Genomic DNA, 22,912 nt, shown 5'->3' with positions numbered 1-22,912 from the left:
TTATAGCAGCTTACCTTTTGGTGCGTTTTTAACACTATCATCTTTGACCTTTAAGGCTATTGGATGGCCTTTAGTCATATGGTTATAAATAAGCGCAATAACAAAGAACAGTGCCTGAATAATGACAATGCAAGGCCCCGTAGCGCCATCAATATGGAAGCTGATTAAGGTGCCTAATACGCACGCGACCACCGAAACGACAGTAGCTACAACTAACATTTGATCAAAACTGCGACAAACCATAAAGGCGATAATGCCGGGTGCTATCAACATAGCGATAACTAAAATAACCCCCACCGCCTGTAATGAAGCCACGATAGTTAATGCCAGCAAACAGAGTAAACCATAGTGCAATAACTTAACCGGTAACCCAATGACGCGGGCATGGTTTGGGTCAAAACAGTACAGCATGAAGTCTTTACGTTTTAATAGCACAACTAACAATGTGAAGCCGGCGATCCACAGCGTTTGCTTCAGTTCCGCTAGCGAAATACCCAGCATATTACCGAACAAAATATGGCTCAGGTGCTGATCGGTATCCATGCGAGAAAATAGCACCAGGCCGAAAGCGAACATGCCAGAGAAGACAATCCCCATAACGGTATCTTCTTTAACCCGACTGTTTTCTTTTAAGTAGCCCGTGGCGACCGCACAAAAGATCCCCGAGACAAAAGCACCGATAACCAATGGGATACCGAGCCAAAAGGCCAACACTATGCCCGGTAACACGGCGTGAGAGATGGCATCTCCCATTAATGACCAACCTTTTAATACCAGGTAGCAAGATAACACCGCGCACACCACACCGGTGATAATCGCGGCGACTATCGCCCGTTGCATAAAAGGATAGGCGAACGGTTCGCTCACCAGACTGAACAATGTGTTCATGCATTATCCTCCGGGTGAGAGGCCGCAGGGTGACGGCGCTTCTGACGCGATTGATAGCGCGTCGCCAATAAACCGTGTTTGGGGGCGAAGAAAAAGGCCAGTAGGAACACGACGGTTTGTAAGGTGACGATAACTCCACCTGTTGCGCCATCAAGATAGAAACTGAGATAGGCACCAAAGGCGCTGGTAAATGCGCCGATGGCAATCGCTATCACCAGCAAACGGCTGAAACGGTCTGTCAGCAAGTAGGCGGTGGCACCCGGTGTGACGACCATAGCAATTACCAGAATCGCCCCGACAGTTTGCAACGCCGCCACCGTACAAGCACTTAATAAGGTGAAGAATAAAATCTTTAAGCGCAGTGGTGACAAACCAATTGACATGGCATGACTTTCATCGAAAAACACTGCCAGCAAATCTTTCCAAATCAGACACAAAATCACAAAAGAGATCAAAATAATGATTTCGACTTGCAGCACATCTTCATCGGCGATGCCCAAAATATTGCCGAAAATGATCGACTGCACATTGACCGAGGTGGGATTGAGCGAAACAATGAGCAGCCCGACGGCAAAGAAGGTGGAGAAGATAAAACCGATAATGGCATCTTCACGCAGGCGAGTGATGTGGCGCACTAAAGTCATTGCCAATGCGGCGAGCATACCGGTAAAGAATGCCCCTGCTGCATAGGGCAGGCCGAGGGCATACGCGCCAGCGACGCCGGGTACCACGGAGTGAGAGAGCGCATCCCCCATCAGCGACCAGCCTTTCAGCATTAAATAAGCGGATAAGAAAGCACAGACGGCACCAACAATCGCGCTGACCCAAATGGCCTTGACCATGTAATTGTAGTTAAAGGGTTGCAGTAAGATTTCCAGCATCAGGGATTGCTCTCCTTCGACTGGCTTTGTGCCGGTGGATCATTTTTGGTATGACCATAAAATACCGCTGGGCGCTCGTCATCGGTGATGACTGTCACAGTGCGTGGATCATTATCGTCGTGCAGCGTGTTCCCCGACAGGTTGATATGGCGCAGTACGCCACCAAAGGTCATTTCCAGGTTCTTTTGAGTAAAGGTGGTTTCTGTTGGGCCTGCGGCCAGTACCGTTTGATTAATCAGAATCACATGATCACAAAACTCTGGCACACTGCCGAGGTTGTGGGTCGAAACCAAAATCAGGTGACCTTCATCACGCAACGCCCGCAACAAATCTATGATGGCATTTTCCGTTTTGACATCAACACCGGTGAATGGCTCATCTAGCAGCAATACAGTACCTTGCTGGGCCAGTGCTCGCGCCAGAAACACGCGTTTTTTCTGCCCGCCGGACAGTTCGCCTATCTGACGTGAACGCAATGCGGTTAATCCGACCCGCTCAATAGCCTTATCAACAATGGCTTTATCTTCGCGACTCGGAATGCGCAAAAAATTCATTTTCCCGTAGCGGCCCATCATGACAACGTCTTCGACTAATACCGGAAAATTCCAGTCTACATCTTCCGTCTGCGGAACGTAGGCAATAGTATTTTGCTTTAATGCATGGCTAATTGGCTTATTGCTCAGTTCTACTTTGCCCACACTGGGCTTCACTTGCCCCATGATGCTTTTAAACAGGGTAGATTTACCGCTCCCGTTGACGCCGACCAGTGCGCAGATAGTCCCACCCATTAGTGAGAAACTGGCGTCGTAAATGGCAGTATGCCCATTGTTATAGGTGACAGTGACGTTATCTACTATCAACTCCGGGCGGACAAAAACAGCAGTGTTCATTGACCAAATCCTTTCGCGATAGTTTGCACTGTGGTGTTAATCAAATCGATATAAGTAGGAACGGGTCCTTTCTCATTCGATAAAGAATCAACATATAACACCCCACCGTATTGCGCACCGGTTTCTTTGCTGACTTGCCTGGCGGGTTTATCAGAAATAGTGCTTTCACTAAATATTACCGGGATTTTATTGGTGCGCATGGTATCAATGACACGACGCACCTGCTGCGGTGAGCCTTGCTCTTCAGCATTGATTGGCCATAAATAAACCTCTTTGAAGCCATAATCTTTTGCCAGATAGCTAAAAGCGCCTTCACTGGTGACCAGCCAGCGCTGTTCTTGCGGAATTCGGGATAAACGCTCGCGCAGCGGGGCATCCAATGCCGCAATTTTTTCTGCGTAGGCTTTGGCATTGCGATTGTAAGTCTCAGCATGAGCAGGATCGTGCTCGACCAGTGCCTTGCGAATATTTTCAATATAGATCAATGCGTTTGACGGTGACATCCAGGCATGAGGGTTGGGAATGCCTTTATAAGGCCCTTCACGAATGGGGAGTGGTGTGATGCCATCAGTCACCACTGCCGAAGGAACATCTTTAATATTTTCAAAGAAACGCTCAAACCAGCGCTCCAGATTCATGCCATTCCATAAAATCAGGTCTGCTGACTGTGCTTTCACGATGTCGCGTGGGGTCGGCTGATAGTCATGAATTTCAGCACCGGGTTTAGTGATTGATTCAACAATGGCAGCATCACCGGCGACATTTTGCGCGATATCCTGAATGATTGTGAACGTTGTCACAATTTTGAATTTTTTATTTGAATCGTTTGGCTGGTTTTCTGCCCATGCAGAGGTGTTCATCAGCAATGAAATTGCCACGACTGTAAACAAGGTCATGGTATGTAAAAAACGAGGCGTCAAGCCGCTAATAGAGTGCAGGTAGGGTATTTTTTGCTTAATAAACATGGCGATGTTCCCTTTCTTTAAATGAAAATGATTATCAATATCATTGAGGGTGAAGTCAAGCCTCGCCATACAATAAACTAAAACTTACCGATAGTTACCGAATATAGCCTGATCATTATGTTGATAATGGTCAAACTAGGCCAAAAAATCTATTTGGACGAGGTGACAACTTGTATATGCTACCAAACGGCTTATCAGCACGGGGAATACTGTGAATCCAAAAGTCGGTTGCCTAATGGCAATTTTATTGCTGGCAGGGTGTGCGAAACAAACCCCTCCACCGCAAGCAAATAACGGGTGGTTCAAAAAAGCACCTGAGGGTGGTTTCCTGAATGCACCGAAAAGCAGCGCAGGTTCAACTACAGTTGCGTATAGCGATGTAATTAAACAAGCAGCCAGCCATTATGGTGTTGATGAAACTTTGATTAAAGCCATTATTCAAGTGGAGTCTGGTTATAATCCTGATGTAGTGAGTACTTCAAATGCCGTAGGGCTGATGCAAATTAAAGCCTCTACTGCGGGTCGTGATGCGTACCGTATGAAAGGGCGCAATGGTCAACCCAGTTCTGGTGAATTAAAAGATCCGGTGAAGAATATTGATATTGGGACGGCTTATATCAATATTTTGCAAAATCAGCAGTTAGCGGGAATTAGTGATCCGCAAACATTACGCTATGCAACTATCGTTTCTTATGCCAATGGTGCGGGGGCGATGCTGCGGACGTTTTCTTCAGATAAACGCCTGGCAGTGAATAAAATTAATAGTCTTAGCCCGAACGAATTTTATCAGCATATACAGAAGAAACATCCGGCCGCACAAGCGCCACGTTATTTGTGGAAAGTCGATACCGCTTACCGGGCGATGTCAGAGTAATATTAAAACGCTAACCGATGTAGTTTATGGATATCGCATCAGTATAAACATCGGCTAGCGTTTCCTTCCATACCGGTCATACTGCAAGCTGCATATACGTTGGCTTATACTCAATCACCCAAATCACTTACTTCAGTAAGCTCATCAGGTTCTCTCGCTTGCCGCCTGCCTGCAACTCGAATTATTTAGGGTATATATTCTAAATAATGCGTTATGCAACAACCGGCTGGTAATTGGCAATAATATCCAGCACGCCATTAATAATAAATTGCACCCCCATGCAGACCAGCAAGAACCCCATCAGCCGTGAAATTGCCTCAATACCACTCTTACCGACCCAACGCATAATTGCGCCTGAACTGAGCAACGAACCCCATAAAATCAGCGAAACGCTGAGGAAAATCAGTACCGGAGCCACAGTGACGACCCATGGGCTGAACATGTCATGACCTTTTATCGAGGCGGCGGAACTGATTATCATGGCGATGGTACCTGGCCCGGCAGTACTGGGCATGGCTAAAGGTACAAAGGCAATATTGATTGATTTGCGCTGCTTTAAATCCTGTGATTTTGCTTCTAACTGAGTGTCTTCCGCTGATTGTTGTGGGAAAAGCATACGGAAACCAATAAATGCCACAATCAGACCGCCTGCAATACGCAGGCCTGGAATAGAAATACCAAAGGTATTCATCACCACCTGACCGGCGTAAAATGCAATCGTCATAATAAAGAAGACGTAGATTGACGCCATCTTCGACTGATGATTCCGCTCTTCGCTGGTCATATTGCCGGATAAGCCGAGTAATAGAGCCACTGTCGTTAATGGGTTTGCCAATGGCAATAGGAGCACTAAGCCCAGGCCAATGGCTTTAAATAATTCGAGAATACTCTGCATCAATCTTGCTCCGAAAATGACATCAAACCTACCCGATGAAAATACAACATATCAGATAATTAGCCGTATATCGGGCGCATATGCCCGCACACGTCATTATTACTTACCTTGCCACTCTACGCGATACATTAGGTAAAAGGCTATATCGCTTTTGTTTCGCCAAGTTATTGGTGTTAATACCACGACACGGGTACTACAACTGATGGGCTACAAAGAGGGTTTGTGATGCAGATCAAATCTCTGGCGGGCAACAGTTGGTTCAATACCGCAGATTCAGAATATACTCTCATACTTCAAGCTGCATGTGTGTTGGCCGCTCTCTCGCATCCGAATGATTGACTGGCGTCAACTCATTGGATTTATTTGCTTGCCGCCTTCCTGCAACTCGAATTATTTTAAGTATAATCATGCCAGTATCAATTTTTGCAAGGAATAGGGATTTGTGCATTTGTGATATCAGCGTCGAAGATGAATTTATTCGTCAGCCATTATCGGCTTCTGTTGCCTGGGTATTAGATACCCAAGCGGCACGAGCCCGAGGCCGTTTACGCTTCTTAAAACCTAAACGCGAAGCCCGCCCGCGTTGGCGTTTGGCGCCACTCAAAGATACTTATGAAATTCGCTTTTATCCTCACCGTTTGCCAGAGCTGTGGTTTTTCAGTGCGGAAAATGCAGCCCGGAAGCGGCTTTGATCGCGGTCATCTGAGGGTTTTGTTTGACAACCCGAGCAAATGAATTTATTTTCATTTTTTGTGAATTTAAATTCATTTGAGTGATTTATGTCAAATCCACTATTGCCGGTAGAAAAACAGTTTTATGCTTACAATCAGCATGATTTAACTGCATTTGTGGCAAATTTCAGTGATTCTTTTATTGCATATCGAATGCCGTCTACCACACCTTCTCTGGTGGGGAAACAGCAACTAACCGACTTCTATCGAACCCAGCGTTTTAATATTCCGGTTTTAAGAGCTGAATTGATTTCACGCAGTGTGCTGGGTAACAAGGTGTTTGATTTAGAAACAATTCATGGGTTAAGTGATGAACCCATAGAGAGCATGGCTGTCTTTGAAGTCAATGATGGGTTGATTACGACTGCATGGTTTTACTTTAAATAACGGGTCTTTTTTGGACTGTCTACTGATATCACACGGAGGCTGGCATGGGTTTTACTGATAATGAACGTAGCGCGCTGTTGGCCGTCAAGGGGGTAGGGCCGACAGTTGTCACGCGACTGGAACAACTTGGTTTTACTTCGCTGGCGCAATTGGGCCAGGCCGATATGAATGAAATTGTTAGTAGTGCTGCAGCTATGGTGGGGTCTGGCTGTTGGAAAAATAGCCCACAAGCGCGTTCGGCAATTCAAGCTGCAATTGATCTGGCCAAAATGCATTCATGATAGTGAGTGTATCCCGGCCATTATTTCCCTTGTTTCCTGTTATTCAATCCCCCAACACGCACAGCTTATTTCTTTTTTTGCACGGTGGTGGGGTATGGCATCAGCAAGTCATCCAATATCTGCATCCTTTCCTCTACCGGAATATATAACCAACGTGTAAACCAAGGTGTCTTCTTTGTGCACTGTTGATCAGTTCGGCGAAAGTAAAGTTCGAGACCTGACAGAACGTCATCAATCTGTTTCATCCTATTTCTCCTTTTTATTTAGCGACCAGTGAGCAAATCATAGGCAACAAAATACGGAAGAAAAACGGATAGAATCTATTTTATTGTTCAGTATTTAGAGGTGATAATCCGTAGCTGGATGATGTGATGGGAATTTACTGCGAAAGAGTGTTGTTTTCGGTGTCGAGGCGGTAGGTGCTAAAAATAAAACGCCCCGATTGCGTAAACAATCGGGGCGGCGTTCCAGTAACCATTGCTACACGGAAACGGAAATTTATTATGGGCACTTCCTGTAGAAATAGCAATACACCCAGTGCTACTCAAAAGCAATAGATCATAATGTAAATCATTGTTGGTGAGAATAAACACCTTTACATAACTGACGGCTGCTGTATGTGTGATAAAATCGGTTCCCTTCGCCAAACGTAACATTTCAAAAAATTGCTCAGGCGATTCAATCGTTTGTCTTTAGTTATTACCGGAAATACCTAATTCTAAAACAGACACATTTTAACTCATCAGAACGCATTTTAGCGATTGGGAGCATGCTATGGTTGGCCCGTTTATTAACAGTGCGGGGATAATCCTTGGTGGTATCGTCGGTGTCTTACTCGCCCGCCATGTCCCCAAACGATTACAAGAGGGATTACCGGCAACATTTGCCCTGGCATCCATCTCCATTGGTATTGTGATGGTGGTAAAAGTGCACTTTATGCCTGCTGTCATTTTGGCATTGATTATTGGGACCGCGGTGGGGGAATTACTATCACTGGAACAGGGGGTTAAGTGGGGGGGCCAATAAAATCCGCACACTGTTAGAACGTATCATTCCTTCTCGCAGTACCTTGCCACCCCAGGAGTTTGCGCAAAGTTTTAGCGCCATGATTGTGTTGTTTTGTGCCAGTGGATTGGGAGTTGTAGGTTCTCTAACAGAAGGTATTACTGGCGATTTTCAGTTGCTATTCGTCAAAGCTCTGATGGACTTTTTCACCGCGCTGATATTTTCCATCTCGCTAGGTATTGCGCTGGTGGCAATTGCCATTCCTCAATTGCTTATTCAAATTGCATTGGTTTTCCTGGCAAAACTAATTATGCCCTACATGGATGATATCGCCTTTGCCGATTTTTCTGCCTGTGGTGGGATTATTATGATCGCAGTAGGATTACGAATTGCGCAAATTAAAATATTTGCAGTGGTGAATTTTCTACCGGCATTATTGTTTGTCGTGCCAATTTCTTATTTATGGCGCCATTTTATGACATGAGAATTTTCGAGTATGAGCGATTAACTTCCTGAAACGGTAGACTTCTTTGCCAATGCTAGTCATAGAAGTAACCGTTTCAGCGTAGTGCAATGATATGTTTTTATTTGATTATTTTCTGTCTAGCCAATTTTCCGGCACAAAAATTTGCCTTTTATTACGCCATCAAAAAAACGACCTTTCGAAACCACAGACATAAAATTCTGATGAACACGTTCCGGGACACCTAGATACTGATAAATCCCTTGTTCACGGAACTGTATCTCCAGCATGCGATTTTCAGGATCATAACCAATCGACAAAATTCTGGAGGATGTAACAGGTTGTCGCTGCAATAGTTGACCCTCAGTTATATGGTGTTGATATTATGCTGATCGTAGAGCAGTTTAAGTATGATAACTTTGTCGACGATCATTATCACTGTTTGGTTGCAGCATTAATAGATTATTCGCCAGGTATTATTGTCATTGCATTAAGTGATGATAATATGACTCCACTTTATGACACTCACTGTGTCACAAAGTAAACTGTGTACACAGTTGCGTACCAATATAACAAACGTGGGTTAAATTGATGTCGCAACTCTTTGAAGTTAAACAATAATTACGTCTTGCATGTGATCTGTCGTGTGGGTCACCACTGTAGATAAGGAATTAGAATGCCTGTTATTACCCTTCCTGACGGCAGTCAGCGGCAATATGATCACGCCGTTTCTGTCCTTGATGTTGCTTTAGACATCGGCCCCGGTCTGGCAAAAGCCTGTATTGCTGGCCGAGTCAATGGCGAACTGGTTGATGCCAGTGATCTTATCGAATCTGATGCGCAACTGGCTATCATCACCGCGAAAGATGCTGAAGGTCTGGAGATTCTGCGCCATTCTTGTGCTCACTTATTGGGGCACGCTATCAAGCAACTTTGGCCAGATACCAAAATGGCAATCGGCCCAGTTATCGACAACGGTTTCTATTACGATGTTGATATCGACCGCACTCTGACGCAGGAAGATCTGGATCTGCTGGAAAAGCGGATGCATGAGCTGGCCGATAAAGATTATGACGTCATCAAGAAAAAGGTCAGTTGGCAAGAAGCCCGTGACACTTTTGCTGCTCGTGGTGAAGATTATAAAGTGGCTATTCTTGATGAGAATATCAGCCGCGATGATCATCCTGGTTTATATCACCATGAAGAATACGTTGATATGTGCCGTGGCCCGCATGTGCCTAATATGCGTTTCTGCCATCACTTTAAATTGCAGAAAACATCTGGGGCCTATTGGCGTGGCGACAGCAAAAATAAAATGCTGCAACGTATTTACGGCACGGCTTGGAGTGATAAAAAGCAACTGAATGCTTATCTGCAACGTCTGGAAGAAGCGGCCAAACGCGACCATCGTAAGATTGGTAAGCAACTGGACCTTTACCACATGCAGGAAGAAGCACCCGGTATGGTGTTCTGGCATAATGATGGCTGGACTATCTTCCGTGAGCTGGAAACTTTTGTGCGCATGAAGCTTAAAGAGTACCAGTATCAGGAAGTTAAAGGGCCATTCATGATGGACCGTGTACTGTGGGAAAAAACCGGGCATTGGGAAAACTATGCTGAGCATATGTTTACCACGTCGTCGGAAAACCGCGAATACTGCATCAAGCCAATGAACTGTCCAGGGCATGTGCAGATCTTCAACCAAGGGTTGAAGTCATACCGTGACCTGCCACTGCGTATGGCCGAGTTCGGCAGCTGCCATCGTAACGAGCCATCAGGTGCGCTGCACGGCTTAATGCGCGTGCGTGGCTTTACTCAGGATGATGCACATATCTTCTGTACTGAAGAGCAGGTTCGCGATGAAGTGAACAGCTGCATCAAGATGGTGTACGACATGTACAGCACCTTTGGCTTCGAGAAGATTGTGGTTAAGCTGTCCACTCGTCCTGAAAAACGTATCGGTAGCGATGATCTATGGACTCGTGCTGAAGACGATTTAGCCGCTGCGCTGACTGAAAATGGCATTCCATTTGATTATCAGCCGGGTGAAGGTGCCTTCTACGGTCCGAAAATTGAATTTACCTTGCATGATTGTTTGGATCGTGCGTGGCAGTGTGGTACCGTACAGCTCGATTTCTCATTACCGGGCCGCTTAAGTGCGTCTTACATCGGCGAAAATAACGATCGCCAGGTGCCAGTAATGATTCACCGGGCTATTTTGGGGTCAATGGAGCGCTTCATCGGTATTCTCACCGAAGAATATGCAGGCTTCTTCCCAACGTGGTTAGCTCCGGTACAAGTCGTGGTGATGAATATCACCGATAGTCAGTCTGATTATGTCCAACAAGTGACCAAAAAACTGCAAGATGCAGGAATTAGGGCAAAAGCGGACTTGAGAAATGAGAAGATTGGCTTTAAAATTCGTGAACATACGTTGCGTCGGGTTCCATATATGTTGGTCTGTGGCGATAAAGAGGTCGAATCAGGCAAGATTGCCGTTCGTACCCGCCGCGGTAAAGACTTAGGAAGCTTGGACGTCAACGTGGTCGTAGACCAGCTGCTAGCAGAAATTCGCAGCCGTAGTCTTCATCAACTGGAGGAATAAAGTATTAAAGGCGGAAAACGAGTTCAACCGGCGCGTCCTAATCGCATCAACAAAGAGATTCGCGCCACAGAAGTTCGCTTAACAGGCGTCGATGGTGAGCAGATTGGCATTGTCAGTCTGAATGAAGCTCTTGAAAAAGCTGAGGAAGCTGGTGTTGATTTAGTAGAAATCAGTCCGAATGCCGAACCGCCGGTTTGCCGTATTATGGATTACGGCAAATTCCTCTATGAGAAGAGCAAGTCGACAAAAGAACAGAAGAAGAAGCAAAAAGTCATTCAGGTCAAGGAAATCAAATTCCGTCCTGGTACCGATGATGGCGACTATCAGGTCAAACTACGCAACCTGATTCGCTTTCTGGAAGATGGCGATAAAGCCAAAATCACTCTGCGATTCCGTGGACGTGAGATGGCGCACCAACAGATCGGCATGGAAGTTCTTAACCGTGTCAAAAAAGATCTGACTGAGGATTCTGATTTGGCTGTAGTGGAGTCTTTCCCGACTCGTATCGAAGGCCGTCAGATGATCATGGTGCTCGCACCTAAGAAGAGACAGTAAGGCATTCAAGTAATAGGCCTCTCTTTGCTTGCAAAGTAGGAGGTCTATTCGCCTAGCTAGCTCGTTGTAATTAACAATGCGAAGTGGATATATTCAATGCCAAAAATTAAGACAGTACGCGGCGCCGCTAAGCGCTTCAAAAAAACCGGTGCCGGTGGTTTTAAGCGTAAGCATGCCAACCTGCGTCATATTTTGACCAAAAAAGCTACTAAGCGTAAACGTCATTTACGTCCAAAAGGCATGGTATCTAAGAACGATCTAGGTTTGGTCGTAGCATGTCTGCCATACGCATAAGTAATTTTGGTTTGAATTAAGACGATAGGAGAAGTAAATGGCTCGCGTAAAACGTGGTGTGGTAGCTCGTGCACGTCACAAAAAAATCTTAAAGCAAGCGAAAGGTTACTATGGTGCCCGTTCGCGCGTTTATCGTGTTGCTTTCCAGGCAGTGATCAAGGCAGGCCAATACGCCTACCGTGACCGCCGTCAACGGAAGCGTCAATTCCGCCAATTGTGGATTGCACGTATCAACGCAGCAGCTCGTCAGAATGACATGTCTTACAGCAAATTCATTAATGGTCTCAAAAAGGCTTCTATTGAAATTGACCGTAAGATCTTGGCTGACATCGCAGTATTTGACAAAGTGGCATTTTCTGCACTGGTCGAAAAAGCGAAAGCAGCTCTGGCGTAAGTCAGAATTGAAGAGGGAGCTTGTCTCCCTCTTTTAATCTTTAGTTTATTAGTAGAAAGGTCATCGTTATGATGCATGCAGTTACTTTTCGCTTCTTTTTTTACTTTAGCGCCTGATTTCAGGAGGCTTGCGCGTAAGAATAGAAACGAAAAATAGCGCCTAAGCCTCCCATCGTGGAGGCTTTTTTGTTTTTGCTCTACAGCATTTATGATGACTAGAGTAAGGGTGTCGCAGATGTGGTACCTTATTGATTTTGTATGAAAAGTTTAGTTTACTTGTCGGATTTTAACTCATTATCTATATCCAACGTTATTGGAGTTGTTGGTAGGCAGCAAGCGAGTAAATCCCGATGAGCTTACATAGGTAAGTGATTCGGGTGAGTGAGCGTAGCTAACACCCCAGCAGCTTCAAGAACAAAGGATATGACTATAAGCGGGCCACATTGGCCAGAGGAAGAGAAAACAATGCCACATCTCGCAGAGCTGGTTGCCAAAGCTAAAGCAGCCGTAGAAGATGCCCAGGATGTTGCCGCGTTGGATTTGGTACGCGTCGAATATCTAGGCAAAAAAGGCCATTTGACCCTTCAAATGACATCGCTGCGTGAATTGCCAGCGGAAGAACGCCCGGCAGCAGGCGCAGTCATTAATCAGGCTAAACAAGAAGTCCAGGAAGCACTTAATGCTCGCAAGGAAAAGCTGGAATCAGTGGTTCTGAATGCCCGATTAGCAGCCGAAACTATTGATGTCTCTTTGCCGGGGCGTCGCATGGAAAATGGTGGGTTGCATCCTGTCACTCGTACTATCGATCGCATTGAAACTTTCTTTGGTGAATTGGGTTTTTCAGTAGAATCCGGTCCAGAAATCGAAGATGACTATCATAACTTCGATGCATTGAATATTCCGGCTCATCACCCCGCTCGTGCTGACCATGATACGTTCTGGTTTGATACCACCCGACTGTTGCGTACCCAAACATCAGGTGTGCAGATTCGCACCATGAAAGCCCAGCAGCCGCCAATTCGAATTATCGTGCCGGGGCGCGTTTATCGTAATGATTACGACCAAACCCACACACCGATGTTCCATCAAATGGAAGGGCTGATTGTTGACAAAGATATCAGCTTTACCAATTTGAAAGGGACCTTGCACGATTTCCTGCGTAATTTCTTCGAAGAAGATCTGCAAATCCGCTTCCGCCCGTCTTATTTCCCGTTTACCGAGCCGTCTGCTGAAGTTGATGTGATGGGCAAGAATGGTAAGTGGTTGGAAGTGCTGGGTTGCGGCATGGTGCATCCAAATGTATTGCGCAACGTAGGCATTGATCCTGAGGTTTATTCAGGTTTTGCATTCGGTATGGGAATGGAGCGTTTAACTATGCTGCGTTACGGTGTCACCGATCTGCGTGCATTCTTCGAAAACGATCTGCGTTTCCTCAAACAGTTTAAGTAAGGCGGGAATATCTCATGAAATTCAGTGAACTTTGGTTACGTGAATGGGTAAACCCAGCCATTAGCAGTGATGCTTTAGCCCATCAAATTACCATGGCCGGTTTGGAAGTTGATGGCGTAGAAGCGGTAGCCGGTGAGTTTAATGGTGTGGTCGTAGGTGAAGTGGTGGAGTGCGGCCAGCATCCAAATGCCGATAAATTACGTGTGACAAAAGTCAACGTTGGCGGTGATCGCCTGCTAGATATCGTTTGTGGTGCGCCGAACTGCCGTCAGGGCTTGAAAGTTGCGGTTGCTACTGTGGGCGCTGTGTTACCGGGTGATTTTAAGATTAAAGCGGCTAAATTACGCGGCGAGCCATCTGAGGGCATGTTGTGCTCTTTCTCAGAGCTGGGTATTTCCGAAGACCACGACGGTATTATTGAACTGCCTGTTGATGCGCCGATTGGTGCTAACCTGCGTGATTATCTGAATTTAGACGACAAAACTATCGAAATCAGTGTCACACCAAACCGTGCTGATTGCCTGGGTATTATCGGTGTAGCACGTGATGTGGCAGTGTTAAATAAACTGCCACTCACTGAGCCAGAAATGACCCCGGTAGCATCGTCTCTCAAGGACAGTTTTCCGATCCGCGTTGATGCCACACAAGCTTGTCCGCGTTATCTGGGCCGCGTGGTGAAGGGTATTAATGTCAAGACTGCCACTCCATTGTGGATGCGTGAGAAATTGCGCCGTTGCGGAGTTCGTTCCATCGATCCTGTTGTCGATATTACTAACTTCGTCTTATTGGAGTTGGGTCAACCGATGCATGCGTTTGACTTAGACCGAATAGACGGCGGGATTATTGTCCGCCAGGCGACTGAAGGCGAAGATCTAACCCTGTTGGATGGCACGAAAGTTAAATTGAGTGCAGATACTCTGGTTATTGCTGATCAGCAGAAGCCGTTGGCGATGGCGGGTATTTTTGGCGGCGAGCATTCAGGAGTTAATGAAGAAACGCGCAACGTGCTGTTGGAATCTGCTTTCTTCAACCCACTGTCAATTACTGGCCGCGCACGTCGTTATGGTTTGCACACCGATGCCTCCCATCGCTATGAGCGAGGGGTTGATCCTGAACTGCAATATAAAGCGATTGAACGTGCGACGCGCCTGTTGCTTGATATCTGCGGCGGTGAAGCTGGCCCGGTTATTGATGTTACTTCTGCGGAGAATCTACCCAAACGCGCCACAATCACATTGCATCGCGCGAAACTGGATCGCTTGATTGGCTATCCTGTGCCAGCTGAGCAGGTTAGCGACATTTTACGCCGTCTCGGCTGCCAGGTCACAGAACAGGGTTCTGATTGGCAAGCTATTGCACCAAGCTGGCGTTTCGATATGGAAATCGAAGAAGATTTAGTAGAAGAAGTTGCACGTATTTACGGCTATGACAATATTCCAAATGTGCCTATTAAGGCCAATTTGGTGATGACTAAACACCGCGAAGCAAACTTGTCACTCAAGCGCGTTAAAACTGCTTTAGTCGATCGCGGTTATCAAGAAGCAATTACTTACAGTTTTGTTGACCCTAAAGTGCAGGCATTGCTGCATCCACAACAAGACGCACTCATCCTGCCAAGCCCAATCTCTATTGAGATGTCTGCCATGCGGTTGTCATTACTGACAGGTTTACTGTCGGCAGTGGTTTATAACCAGAATCGCCAACAATCTCGCTTGCGTTTATTTGAAAGTGGCTTACGCTTTGTTCCTGATAATAAAGCAGATTTAGGCGTTAGACAGGATGTCATGCTGGCTGCTGTCATTACTGGCCACCGTTATGATGAACATTGGGATCTGGCGCGTCAGCCAATCGACTTCTATGATTTGAAGGGCGATTTAGAAGCAATTCTGGAACTTACTGGCAAACTATCTGATGTTCAGTTCCGCGCAGAAGCTCATCCTGCACTGCATCCTGGGCAGAGTGCTGCAATTTATTTATCAGGCGAACACATTGGTTTCATTGGTGTAGTTCATCCGGAACTGGAACGTAAGCTGGATCTAAATGGTCGCACTGTGGTGTTTGAAGTGCAGTGGAACAAGCTTGCAGACCGCGCCGTGCCTCAAGCGAGCGAAATTTCGCGCTTCCCGGCAAACCGCCGTGATATTGCTGTTGTGGTAGCTGAAAACGTTCCCGCAGAAGATATTTTGGCAGAGTGTAAGAAAGTTGGCGCAAATCAGGTAGTTGGCGTAAACTTGTTTGATGTGTACCGTGGCAAGGGCGTAGCAGAAGGTTATAAGAGTCTGGCTATTAGTCTGGTGTTGCAGGATACCGCCCGTACACTGGAAGAAGAGGAGATCGCCGCGACCGTCGCAAGATGTGTAGAGGCGTTAAAACAGCGATTCCAAGCATCCTTGAGGGATTGAACCTATGGCGCTTACTAAAGCTGAAATGTCAGAACATCTATTTGAAAAGCTTGGGCTTAGCAAAAGAGATGCAAAAGATCTAGTTGAGTTATTCTTTGAAGAGGTTCGTCGTGCTCTTGAGAATGGCGAACAGGTCAAACTGTCTGGCTTTGGCAATTTTGATCTGCGAGACAAGAACCAACGTCCGGGCCGTAATCCGAAGACGGGTGAGGACATTCCTATTACGGCGCGCCGTGTGGTGACTTTCCGTCCAGGACAAAAGCTAAAAAGCCGGGTAGAGAGTGCCACTCCAAAAGAGTGAATTCTTTCCGAAACAAAAGGCCGCGCAAGCGGCCTTTTTCTTTGTCTTTAACTTATTGAAATACAGTGATTTTATTTAAACCTTGTCCACATAATGACCGCAGGCTGAGGCTATCTTTCCTAATTTGTGTTTCTGCCTTAGTGTAAGTATCCCGCTTAAACGGCCCATTCACTTTTAGAGATCTTCCGACATACTGATGATGTCACCTGAGGAGATCCTTATGCGTAAGATCCGATTCACCGAGCACCAGATCATCGCCGTCCTGAAATCAGTCGAAGCGGGTAGGACCGTCAAAGATGTGTGCCGCGAGGCTGCTATTTCCGAAGCCAGCTATTACAACTGGAAGGCGAAATATGGCGGGATGGAAGCCGCTGATATCAAAAAGATCAAAGATCTAGAAGACGAGAATCGCCGTCTGAAGCAGATGTTTGCTGATCTGAGTCTGGAATACCGTGCGCTGAAAGACGTCATCGAAAAAAAGCTTTAAAACCAGCGATAAAGCGTGAGCTCGTCAACTATCTGACCACACAGTTTACGATGAGCATACGCCAGGCATGCAGGATGTTATCGCTGAGCAGGACGGTGTTTCGTTATCAACCGAATACACGACGTGATGAACCGGTGATCCAGAGGCTGACTGAGGCGGCTGAACGCTATCCCCGCTACGGATTTAAGAAGCTTTTTCAGGTGCTTCGCAGACAGGGACACGCCTGGAACCACAAGCGTGTACACCGGATTTACTGTCTGCTAAAACTGAATTTTCGTCGTAAAGGTAAACAACGCCTGCCGGTGCGTAATCCGGCGCCGCTGGCCACGCCGGAAGCCCTCAACCAAAGCTGGTCGATTGATTTTATGCGCGACGCGCTGACATGTGGCCGACGTTTTCGGACTTTCAACGTCGTGGATGATTTTAACCGCGAGGCTCTGGCTATCGAAATTGACCTGAATATCCCGGCGCAGCGCGGGTGCTGGACAGAATAGCGGCAAACCGTGGCTATCCAATAATGCCACGCATGGATAACGAACTACCGTCTGAGTCAACTATTTTACGCGTAGGGATACTTACAACTATAGCCCAGCGACGTTCTGCTGTGCAATCAACCAGCATCATTTTAGGACAAACATTTTTTGTGGAAAAATAGGGGGTTATCGTGGTGATGCGTTAAAGATGGATGAGGCAACAAAGAGTAAGAAATAAAAAGGGAAAGGGGTAATAAACAGCGCAAACAGACGACGTTTAAGGCAACATCGCCTGTTAAAAGTAGGGATTTAGCTAGCCACTTAATGGCAAATTTGTGCCAGTTCTTCTTCTCTCAGACCGGTCATTTTCATTACTGTGGCACGGTCAAGACCATTGGCTAACATAGTTCGGGCAATTTTCAGAGTGGCATTCTTCTCGCCTCTGGCTTCACCTTTTTGTTCCAGTTTTTGTGCAATTGTCATCAGTGACTCCTCATGCTGCGGTAAGCGCTGGGCCATGCTGCGGATCAACGCTTCTGGCTCGGCCGTTTCGCCAACCTGTATGATGTAATTTATCGCCGCTTTTAGCTGATCTTCTGTAGTGTAACCGCTCGCTATCAGCATGACCAGTTGATCCAATAATTCAGCCAAATCACGCTGGCGAATATGTTTTTGCAACAGTTCCAGCAGAGCAATGCGTCGATGGGTCATGATTTCGTTATCGGGGATTACCGTCACATCGATCAGCGGGAAGTCACGACTGTACAACCTCCCGGCGAGTGCGGGTTGGTTAAAGGCATGCAGCCAGCTCATGGGATATGGATACGGCGTGACCATGCCATGATAGAACAACATGGGAATGACCAGCGGCAACTGGTCGTTCCCCGCTTCCAGGTGGCTCTGCATGGCGGCAATAGCGTAGCGCATCATGCGAAAAGCCATATGTTTATCAGGGGAACTCTGATGTTCAATGAGGGCGTAAACATAACCGTCCCCCGCAGTCGTTTTGAGCGAGTAGAGCACGTCCGAGTAGCAAGCGCGCAGGTTGTTTTCAATAAAACTGCCCGATTCCAGCCGTAAGGTGCTCAGGTCACAAAGTTGCCGCAATTCAGGCGGTAAATGGAACTCCAGCAGGTCACAGGCCGTCGCGGGCTGGGTCATAAAATTCTTAAAAAGTGCATCATGGGGTGTAGGGGTCGTTTTCATCGGGCGATAATAGTCATGGGGATCAGTGTGAGCAATCACTCCGCACCACTTTAGGATAAACATTTTTTCTATTTAAAATAATGAGTTATCGATATGAATAAGAGAGAAAAAACAATCACAGAACGGAATAAATAGGGTGCGAAAAACTGTCAGAAATAAGGCAACGTCTAACACAACATCGCCCGTTAGAATGGGGGTTAACGCGTTATTGCGTCAGGTCTTCATCACGTAGGCCAGTGACTTCCTTTACCAGAGTGCGATCAACACCTTCGGCCAGTAAAGACCGGGCGATTTTCAGTATCGTCTCCCGCTGACTTTCCTGATAGCTTTCAATGTATCCTTTCAGATAGCCTTCTAGCTCAAGTGCTTCTGCAATTTTCACCAGTGCTTCCTTGTTCGACGACGAGTTATTGGGTCACCCATCTGGCCGTTGAATAAATAATGTTCGTTTCCTGGTAGGCGGGATTTAGATTGCCATCTTGAGATTTTCATCTCTGTAGGTGCTGAGCTGGGTGGGGTTGACAGACCCGTCACCAAAAAAACCGGCGCACCTTACGATGCCCCCACCCAGCTCAGCATTTCTTGCTTATTAACAATGTAACCGTATTTACGCCATGCGCTTTGGTGTCTGCCGGACTGCCAAATCCGGTAAAGGATTTTACCGCTGCGGTGTGACTATAACCCGATGAGATTCTGTCGAGCAATTAGCCAACGCCACTTTAGGACAAACATTTTTCCACGTTAAAATAACGAGTTACAGGTGTAATTAAAGGATGTTTATACCGCTTCCGCTAAAGATAATAGTAGCGGAAGCCGGTGAAATTTATTGCCTGGTCAACTCGTTGTTAGTGAGCCTGCCGCTGGCAGATGTTAGATGCCCTGACGGTGTTCCCGCACTTTCAGGGCATTGCAATTACAGCGGTCATTACCATCAATAATTTCGACGTACTATTTTTGTGGCTGATGGTAACCACAATCCTTCTAATTCGAATTATTCTCCTAGCCAGTTGTCGACAATCAGTCCAGGCACACGATCAAATTCTTTGCGATTATTGGTCACTAATATCAATCCGGTGCTTCTGGCATGACCTGCGATATGCAAATCATTAACACCGATGGGTGTGCCTTTTTGCTCCAGACTCGCACGTATAGAACCATAGTGAATTGCGGCTTTATCGTCATAATCCAATACAGTAAGACGTGAAACAAAATCCTCTACAACACTTAAATTGCGTTCAGGTGCCGCGCTTTTCTCTACGCCATGCAATAACTCAGCCAGTGTGATGGAAGAAATAACCATTCTGCCCGCATTAGCGTTAAACCGACCTAACACTTCTATAGGCCGGCGTTTAATGACATATATAACGATATTCGTATCGAGCATGTACTTATGCATTAAAATAACTCACGCTCTGATTGATGCTGTTCTGCGCGTTCGGTCAGAAAATCGTCTGAAACACGCGGACTACTGAAGAAAAAGCTATCCCAAGAGTTTTCAACGGGTGACAAGATACGCTCATTCCCTACAGCTCTCACAGTCACTGATTTAACATTCTCTGGAAAGCGCATATCCACCGGTAAACGCACGTTTTGAGTACGGTTGTTCGTAAAAATGGTGCCCTGTGACATGTTGAGCCTCCTCTATATATAAATTCTGATTAAAGTATACACAACGCCTAGCTGTAGAGCAATGCTATATGGCATGAGTGTAAGTAAAAAAATGAAATTTAAGAGGACGCATTGATATATAAATTGTGAAATTTTTATTGATTCATTTTAGCTATTTAAGTCTCTCTAAAAAAGACATCTGCAATCCATTAAGTCATGCTAATTTGGTTTTTCGACCCATTGCCTAACAGGATTAAACAATGGGCGATATTTTCAAACGATAGAGAGTCATCTTTTGTAGCCCTGGAGACGCAATAATTCAGTTTATGGCGATAACTGTAGCCCTTGGGATACAAGAAATTAAAAAATCATCGTCAATAAAGCGACTGATTCAGTAGACAATACACTGACAAATATCCCGCCAACTGTAACCATGGGCATCATCCCGAACAATGCCTCAACCTCACTTTAAGACAAATATTTCCCCCATTAAAATCAACCATTATTGCGGCAACTCCGGCCAGTCAATCTCTGGTGCGGTGTTGGGGTCAATGCGCATTAGCGCGACGCGGTAATGTTTGAGTGCCGCCAATTGCTGAATATCAGTCTGTTGATTATCCATTGCGATGGCGTCGAGTAGGATGTTGATGTGCTCTGATACCTGATTTATCAGTGCGGTTTTTTGTTGGACGGCGGCGGTAATATGGCGGGCTTTTAATGCCTGCTGATCGACTTCCCAGGCGGTTCCTGTCCATATATCAAACTCATGCATTGGCTGAATCAGTGTTTTATTTTTGGGGATTGGCCCCAGTGCAAAAATGATGGATTCATATTTGGTTTCAATGTCATACACCGTTTGATGGCGATAGTCTGCCACTGTCACCCACTGGTTAGCAGTTAAATCCCTCACCAATGCCATGCCGGTTTTAGGTTGAAAGATGGGCGCATCAGCCACCGAGTGAGCCGGTAAGCCGACGCCGAGCGGCAAGTACTCCATGCCCGCGCTAGCATATTCAAGACTCTCCGCATCATAGTGATAAAGCGTTATCCATCCCGCCTGACTGGCGAGTTGATGGTCATCCAAGATGGCCGGTTGAACCGCAAAGTTATATTTCATTAGACAGCCCTCAAAATATAGCAAAATGAGATGTTGCGTGGACGGGTTTCGGCGGCGGTGCGCACCACGCGGGAGGCGTCAAAATCAAAGCTGCCGCAATGGGTGATGTCGGTATGGTGCGGGGTATTGTCATTGCCGACAGAATCAGTTTTCGCGAAAGCGCCGCTGAAATTACTTTCAGGTGCGCTGCCCATGCTCTCTGATACCCCATTGATGCCGCCGGCGATAAGCTATTTTGGCCGCAGTGTGGGTATTATTGGTGGAGAAAATGAACTGGTGGGCGGTTAACGCGTCATTTTGAATATGCTGAATGGTCGCATCACCAAAGCCCTCGGGTTTATCGGGAGCGTATTGATTGACACAGTACATGCCGGTTTTTGTCAGCGCATTGATCCCCGCTGAGGCAATAATGCAGGGGCCGCCCCAGCCAAATGCGCCGACCTGCATGAGTTCATCTTGAGCATTACCGACATTTCTGGTGGCCGCAGAACCTAATTGCAAGTTAGCCCGCGCCGCCTTGATATTGCCAAGGTCAAATAAATTGTGGCTGGCGAGGAGATATTGCGGGTGCGGATTGAGGGTGCGGATATGGTTGCTGATTGAGGTGACGGTGGTGCTGATGAGTTGGTCGGCATAGTAGCGTGTTGCCAGCACCACCGCTGGGTCGGTTTTCAGGATAACGGCTGCTGTGCTGCTGACCATTAATATCATGCGAATAAGCTGTGTACGGCCACTGCCTTCTTGCATTTGTGGCTTATAGCTTTCCGGGCAATTGGCGATGGCAATTAACTCTCCGGCTTTATTCAGCAAGCTAATCTCCCGAATCCACCACCCGCCCTCAGTCTCAGGGATAATCTGCTCCGCAATAACCTGACGGGGATTGTTCGGGTCAATAGTCAGGGCATTAAGGGCGGCTCGGCGTTGTTCATTCACCAGTCTGGCCTGCGAGGCGGCACGTACCGGTTCGGCTTCCGGCCCCGGATAGATATAGATCACCGCGTCAATCTGGTAATCCACAATCGCAGCGGATTGCACGGTGACGCGGTCAACCACCGGTCGCACGTCCTCGTCATTCAGTGCTGCTCTAACAATAGTGAGTGTGTATTGAGCCAGACAAGAAAAAAAACCGCATTGCGGGGTTCGAGGTTAATGACAAACCCATTTTGTCGCACCGAGAGTGGCGGGGCGACTGCACCGATGGGCGCTCTGACGGCTTACGCCACTTGTATTTTAAATAAATAGGAACCCATTCGGCACATTTCCCCGCTTATTAACTTTGTCAGCAGTCTGAAACCCCGCATTGCGGGGCTCCATACACGTGGCTAGATTTCATCACCCAATTTTTTGTTAACCGTATTTTCGGGCAAATTCTTCATCTGAATTGCAAAGATAAATAATAAATTCAATGAAGGCGATAATTGATGCAATGAATGTCCAGCAAAAAATGAGATATAAAAACCCCTGCCCAATCTTACCTAGATAAAATTTGTGCGCGCCAAATCCGCCAAGAAAAAAAGCCAGAAGAGCCGCAACCACACGATTTCTCTCACCCGTGACTTTTTGAGTTGCGCCGCAACTTGGGCAAGCTTTTGCTGATTCATGTATTTCCTTACCACACCCGCGGCAAAAAACCATGTTTGACATAATGTGTAATCCTTCTAAATTTCAAAGACAATCATAATCAGTACCGTGAATTTACTGAGAGGTTTCAGCAAAGTACATCATTCTGTGACCTCACAGATCGTACGGATTTCATTTTGTT

The 22,912-nt window shown here is 46.4% G+C and carries 27 protein-coding genes, 2 pseudogenes and 1 other annotated feature; of the genes and pseudogenes, 14 read left to right on the top strand and 15 right to left on the bottom strand.

Annotated elements, in window-relative coordinates:
- Genes yfeD through yfeA form a run of 4 tightly spaced genes read right to left on the bottom strand, consistent with a single transcriptional unit; the run spans window position 1 to window position 3,624 of the window.
- A complete protein-coding gene (gene yfeD, locus FGL26_RS05745; protein WP_005170116.1) occupies window positions 1-888 on the bottom strand; it encodes an iron/manganese ABC transporter permease subunit YfeD in 888 nt (295 codons plus the stop codon).
- Window positions 885-1,769, bottom strand: a complete 885-nt coding sequence (yfeC, locus tag FGL26_RS05740; protein ID WP_005170114.1) for an iron/manganese ABC transporter permease subunit YfeC — start codon at window positions 1,767-1,769, stop codon at window positions 885-887. The genes yfeD and yfeC overlap by 4 nt, the downstream gene beginning before the upstream one ends.
- The gene (gene yfeB / locus FGL26_RS05735; protein ID WP_005170112.1) at window positions 1,769-2,659 is read right to left on the bottom strand and encodes an iron/manganese ABC transporter ATP-binding protein YfeB; all 891 of its coding nucleotides are present in this window, start codon (window positions 2,657-2,659) and stop codon (window positions 1,769-1,771) included. Before yfeB ends, yfeC begins: the two co-directional genes overlap by 1 nt.
- Window positions 2,656-3,624 (bottom strand): iron/manganese ABC transporter substrate-binding protein YfeA, encoded by a 969-nt coding sequence (gene yfeA, locus FGL26_RS05730; RefSeq protein WP_005170110.1) that lies wholly within the window; start codon window positions 3,622-3,624, stop codon window positions 2,656-2,658. The genes yfeB and yfeA overlap by 4 nt, the downstream gene beginning before the upstream one ends.
- Window positions 3,625-3,835: 211 nt before the next feature.
- Here yfeA and FGL26_RS05725 point away from each other — a divergent pair, with 211 nt between their 5' ends.
- Window positions 3,836-4,498: a transglycosylase SLT domain-containing protein gene (locus FGL26_RS05725; protein WP_005170108.1), complete on the top strand. Its 663-nt coding sequence runs from the start codon at window positions 3,836-3,838 to the stop codon at window positions 4,496-4,498.
- Between the two features lie 211 nt (window positions 4,499-4,709).
- On the opposite strand, the gene FGL26_RS05720 is transcribed toward FGL26_RS05725, so the two are convergent.
- Window positions 4,710-5,393, bottom strand: a complete 684-nt coding sequence (locus FGL26_RS05720) for a MarC family NAAT transporter (protein ID WP_005161586.1) — start codon at window positions 5,391-5,393, stop codon at window positions 4,710-4,712.
- Between the two features lie 440 nt (window positions 5,394-5,833).
- Here FGL26_RS05720 and FGL26_RS05715 point away from each other — a divergent pair, with 440 nt between their 5' ends.
- The 3 genes from FGL26_RS05715 (at window position 5,834) to FGL26_RS05705 (ending at window position 6,792) form a co-directional block, all read left to right on the top strand.
- Window positions 5,834-6,085 (top strand): hypothetical protein, encoded by a 252-nt coding sequence (locus FGL26_RS05715; RefSeq protein ID WP_005161584.1) that lies wholly within the window; start codon window positions 5,834-5,836, stop codon window positions 6,083-6,085.
- Window positions 6,086-6,172: 87 nt separating this feature from the next.
- Window positions 6,173-6,511, top strand: a complete 339-nt coding sequence (locus tag FGL26_RS05710; protein WP_005170103.1) for a nuclear transport factor 2 family protein — start codon at window positions 6,173-6,175, stop codon at window positions 6,509-6,511.
- 44 nt (window positions 6,512-6,555) lie between these two features.
- Window positions 6,556-6,792, top strand: a complete 237-nt coding sequence (locus FGL26_RS05705) for a hypothetical protein (RefSeq protein ID WP_005170100.1) — start codon at window positions 6,556-6,558, stop codon at window positions 6,790-6,792.
- A gap of 65 nt (window positions 6,793-6,857) precedes the next feature.
- Here FGL26_RS05705 and FGL26_RS05700 read toward each other — a convergent pair whose 3' ends face one another.
- A complete protein-coding gene (locus FGL26_RS05700) occupies window positions 6,858-7,037 on the bottom strand; it encodes a hypothetical protein (protein WP_005161579.1) in 180 nt (59 codons plus the stop codon).
- A gap of 529 nt (window positions 7,038-7,566) precedes the next feature.
- Here FGL26_RS05700 and FGL26_RS05690 point away from each other — a divergent pair.
- A pseudogene (locus FGL26_RS05690) lies at window positions 7,567-8,281 on the top strand (DUF554 domain-containing protein).
- Window positions 8,282-8,400: 119 nt separating this feature from the next.
- Here the strand turns inward: FGL26_RS05690 and FGL26_RS05685 are convergent.
- Window positions 8,401-8,613 carry a KTSC domain-containing protein gene (locus tag FGL26_RS05685; RefSeq protein ID WP_005161573.1) on the bottom strand — a complete coding sequence of 71 codons (213 nt, stop codon included), beginning with the start codon at window positions 8,611-8,613 and terminating at the stop codon, window positions 8,401-8,403.
- Window positions 8,614-8,936: 323 nt separating this feature from the next.
- Here FGL26_RS05685 and thrS point away from each other — a divergent pair, with 323 nt between their 5' ends.
- From thrS to FGL26_RS05640, 9 genes and pseudogenes are all read left to right on the top strand, one after another.
- The gene (gene thrS, locus FGL26_RS05680) at window positions 8,937-10,865 is read left to right on the top strand and encodes a threonine--tRNA ligase (protein WP_005170086.1); all 1,929 of its coding nucleotides are present in this window, start codon (window positions 8,937-8,939) and stop codon (window positions 10,863-10,865) included.
- 3 nt (window positions 10,866-10,868) lie between these two features.
- Complete coding sequence (infC, locus tag FGL26_RS05675) at window positions 10,869-11,420, top strand: translation initiation factor IF-3 (protein ID WP_011816226.1); 552 nt, start codon at window positions 10,869-10,871, stop codon at window positions 11,418-11,420.
- Between the two features lie 96 nt (window positions 11,421-11,516).
- Window positions 11,517-11,714, top strand: coding sequence for a 50S ribosomal protein L35 (gene rpmI / locus FGL26_RS05670; RefSeq protein WP_004713020.1), 198 nt, complete (start codon window positions 11,517-11,519; stop codon window positions 11,712-11,714).
- A gap of 37 nt (window positions 11,715-11,751) precedes the next feature.
- The gene (gene rplT, locus FGL26_RS05665; protein ID WP_004393357.1) at window positions 11,752-12,108 is read left to right on the top strand and encodes a 50S ribosomal protein L20; all 357 of its coding nucleotides are present in this window, start codon (window positions 11,752-11,754) and stop codon (window positions 12,106-12,108) included.
- Window positions 12,109-12,175: 67 nt separating this feature from the next.
- Window positions 12,176-12,298: a sequence feature (Phe leader region), on the top strand.
- Complete coding sequence (gene pheM, locus FGL26_RS21915; protein WP_152414234.1) at window positions 12,177-12,224, top strand: pheST operon leader peptide PheM; 48 nt, start codon at window positions 12,177-12,179, stop codon at window positions 12,222-12,224. (Overlaps the previous feature by 48 nt.)
- A 274-nt stretch (window positions 12,299-12,572) precedes the next feature.
- Complete coding sequence (pheS, locus tag FGL26_RS05655; protein ID WP_005161570.1) at window positions 12,573-13,556, top strand: phenylalanine--tRNA ligase subunit alpha; 984 nt, start codon at window positions 12,573-12,575, stop codon at window positions 13,554-13,556.
- A gap of 14 nt (window positions 13,557-13,570) precedes the next feature.
- Window positions 13,571-15,958 (top strand): phenylalanine--tRNA ligase subunit beta, encoded by a 2,388-nt coding sequence (gene pheT / locus FGL26_RS05650; protein ID WP_005170082.1) that lies wholly within the window; start codon window positions 13,571-13,573, stop codon window positions 15,956-15,958.
- 4 nt (window positions 15,959-15,962) lie between these two features.
- Window positions 15,963-16,259 (top strand): integration host factor subunit alpha, encoded by a 297-nt coding sequence (ihfA, locus tag FGL26_RS05645; RefSeq protein ID WP_002211830.1) that lies wholly within the window; start codon window positions 15,963-15,965, stop codon window positions 16,257-16,259.
- A 220-nt stretch (window positions 16,260-16,479) separates the two neighbouring features.
- Window positions 16,480-17,281 (top strand): annotated as a pseudogene (locus FGL26_RS05640) (IS3 family transposase); the annotation flags it as partial.
- 259 nt (window positions 17,282-17,540) lie between these two features.
- Here the strand turns inward: FGL26_RS05640 and FGL26_RS05635 are convergent.
- The 8 genes from FGL26_RS05635 to FGL26_RS05605 form a co-directional block, all read right to left on the bottom strand.
- The gene (locus tag FGL26_RS05635) at window positions 17,541-18,425 is read right to left on the bottom strand and encodes an Rpn family recombination-promoting nuclease/putative transposase (RefSeq protein WP_072075853.1); all 885 of its coding nucleotides are present in this window, start codon (window positions 18,423-18,425) and stop codon (window positions 17,541-17,543) included.
- Between the two features lie 205 nt (window positions 18,426-18,630).
- Window positions 18,631-18,807, bottom strand: a complete 177-nt coding sequence (locus FGL26_RS21405) for an Rpn/YhgA-type helix-turn-helix domain-containing protein (RefSeq protein WP_005170072.1) — start codon at window positions 18,805-18,807, stop codon at window positions 18,631-18,633.
- Between the two features lie 609 nt (window positions 18,808-19,416).
- Window positions 19,417-19,821, bottom strand: coding sequence for a type II toxin-antitoxin system tRNA(fMet)-specific endonuclease VapC (gene vapC / locus FGL26_RS05630; RefSeq protein WP_005170069.1), 405 nt, complete (start codon window positions 19,819-19,821; stop codon window positions 19,417-19,419).
- Window positions 19,821-20,054 (bottom strand): type II toxin-antitoxin system VapB family antitoxin, encoded by a 234-nt coding sequence (vapB, locus tag FGL26_RS05625; RefSeq protein WP_005170066.1) that lies wholly within the window; start codon window positions 20,052-20,054, stop codon window positions 19,821-19,823. The genes vapC and vapB overlap by 1 nt, the downstream gene beginning before the upstream one ends.
- 481 nt (window positions 20,055-20,535) lie before the next feature.
- Window positions 20,536-21,150, bottom strand: coding sequence for a tail fiber assembly protein (locus tag FGL26_RS05620; protein ID WP_005170056.1), 615 nt, complete (start codon window positions 21,148-21,150; stop codon window positions 20,536-20,538).
- Window positions 21,150-21,344, bottom strand: a complete 195-nt coding sequence (locus FGL26_RS21625; RefSeq protein ID WP_005170055.1) for a hypothetical protein — start codon at window positions 21,342-21,344, stop codon at window positions 21,150-21,152. Before FGL26_RS21625 ends, FGL26_RS05620 begins: the two co-directional genes overlap by 1 nt.
- A complete protein-coding gene (locus FGL26_RS05610) occupies window positions 21,328-22,203 on the bottom strand; it encodes a phage tail protein (RefSeq protein ID WP_005170052.1) in 876 nt (291 codons plus the stop codon). The genes FGL26_RS21625 and FGL26_RS05610 overlap by 17 nt, the downstream gene beginning before the upstream one ends.
- A gap of 294 nt (window positions 22,204-22,497) precedes the next feature.
- Window positions 22,498-22,794, bottom strand: a complete 297-nt coding sequence (locus FGL26_RS05605; RefSeq protein ID WP_005170044.1) for a TM2 domain-containing protein — start codon at window positions 22,792-22,794, stop codon at window positions 22,498-22,500.
- Window positions 22,795-22,912: the final 118 nt, after the last annotated feature.

The organism is Yersinia enterocolitica subsp. enterocolitica (assembly GCF_901472495.1).
Taxonomy (GTDB): Bacteria; Pseudomonadota; Gammaproteobacteria; order Enterobacterales; family Enterobacteriaceae; genus Yersinia; species Yersinia enterocolitica.
This window is presented reverse-complemented; position numbering and strand designations above follow the sequence as displayed.

Bases quoted from the DNA above. Each gene is read 5' to 3' on its own strand.
- yfeD (WP_005170116.1), bottom strand. From the start codon at position 888: ATGAACACATTGTTCAGTCTGGTGAGCGAACCGTTCGCCTATCCTTTT.
- yfeC (WP_005170114.1), bottom strand. From the start codon at position 1,769: ATGCTGGAAATCTTACTGCAACCCTTTAACTACAATTACATGGTCAAG.
- yfeB (WP_005170112.1), bottom strand. From the start codon at position 2,659: ATGAACACTGCTGTTTTTGTCCGCCCGGAGTTGATAGTAGATAACGTC.
- yfeA (WP_005170110.1), bottom strand. From the start codon at position 3,624: ATGTTTATTAAGCAAAAAATACCCTACCTGCACTCTATTAGCGGCTTG.
- FGL26_RS05720 (WP_005161586.1), bottom strand. From the start codon at position 5,393: ATGCAGAGTATTCTCGAATTATTTAAAGCCATTGGCCTGGGCTTAGTG.
- FGL26_RS05710 (WP_005170103.1), top strand. From the start codon at position 6,173: ATGTCAAATCCACTATTGCCGGTAGAAAAACAGTTTTATGCTTACAAT.
- FGL26_RS05705 (WP_005170100.1), top strand. From the start codon at position 6,556: ATGGGTTTTACTGATAATGAACGTAGCGCGCTGTTGGCCGTCAAGGGG.
- FGL26_RS05700 (WP_005161579.1), bottom strand. From the start codon at position 7,037: ATGAAACAGATTGATGACGTTCTGTCAGGTCTCGAACTTTACTTTCGC.
- thrS (WP_005170086.1), top strand. From the start codon at position 8,937: ATGCCTGTTATTACCCTTCCTGACGGCAGTCAGCGGCAATATGATCAC.
- rpmI (WP_004713020.1), top strand. From the start codon at position 11,517: ATGCCAAAAATTAAGACAGTACGCGGCGCCGCTAAGCGCTTCAAAAAA.
- rplT (WP_004393357.1), top strand. From the start codon at position 11,752: ATGGCTCGCGTAAAACGTGGTGTGGTAGCTCGTGCACGTCACAAAAAA.
- pheS (WP_005161570.1), top strand. From the start codon at position 12,573: ATGCCACATCTCGCAGAGCTGGTTGCCAAAGCTAAAGCAGCCGTAGAA.
- pheT (WP_005170082.1), top strand. From the start codon at position 13,571: ATGAAATTCAGTGAACTTTGGTTACGTGAATGGGTAAACCCAGCCATT.
- ihfA (WP_002211830.1), top strand. From the start codon at position 15,963: ATGGCGCTTACTAAAGCTGAAATGTCAGAACATCTATTTGAAAAGCTT.
- FGL26_RS05635 (WP_072075853.1), bottom strand. From the start codon at position 18,425: ATGAAAACGACCCCTACACCCCATGATGCACTTTTTAAGAATTTTATG.
- vapC (WP_005170069.1), bottom strand. From the start codon at position 19,821: ATGCATAAGTACATGCTCGATACGAATATCGTTATATATGTCATTAAA.
- vapB (WP_005170066.1), bottom strand. From the start codon at position 20,054: ATGTCACAGGGCACCATTTTTACGAACAACCGTACTCAAAACGTGCGT.
- FGL26_RS05620 (WP_005170056.1), bottom strand. From the start codon at position 21,150: ATGAAATATAACTTTGCGGTTCAACCGGCCATCTTGGATGACCATCAA.
- FGL26_RS21625 (WP_005170055.1), bottom strand. From the start codon at position 21,344: ATGGGCAGCGCACCTGAAAGTAATTTCAGCGGCGCTTTCGCGAAAACT.
- FGL26_RS05605 (WP_005170044.1), bottom strand. From the start codon at position 22,794: ATGTCAAACATGGTTTTTTGCCGCGGGTGTGGTAAGGAAATACATGAA.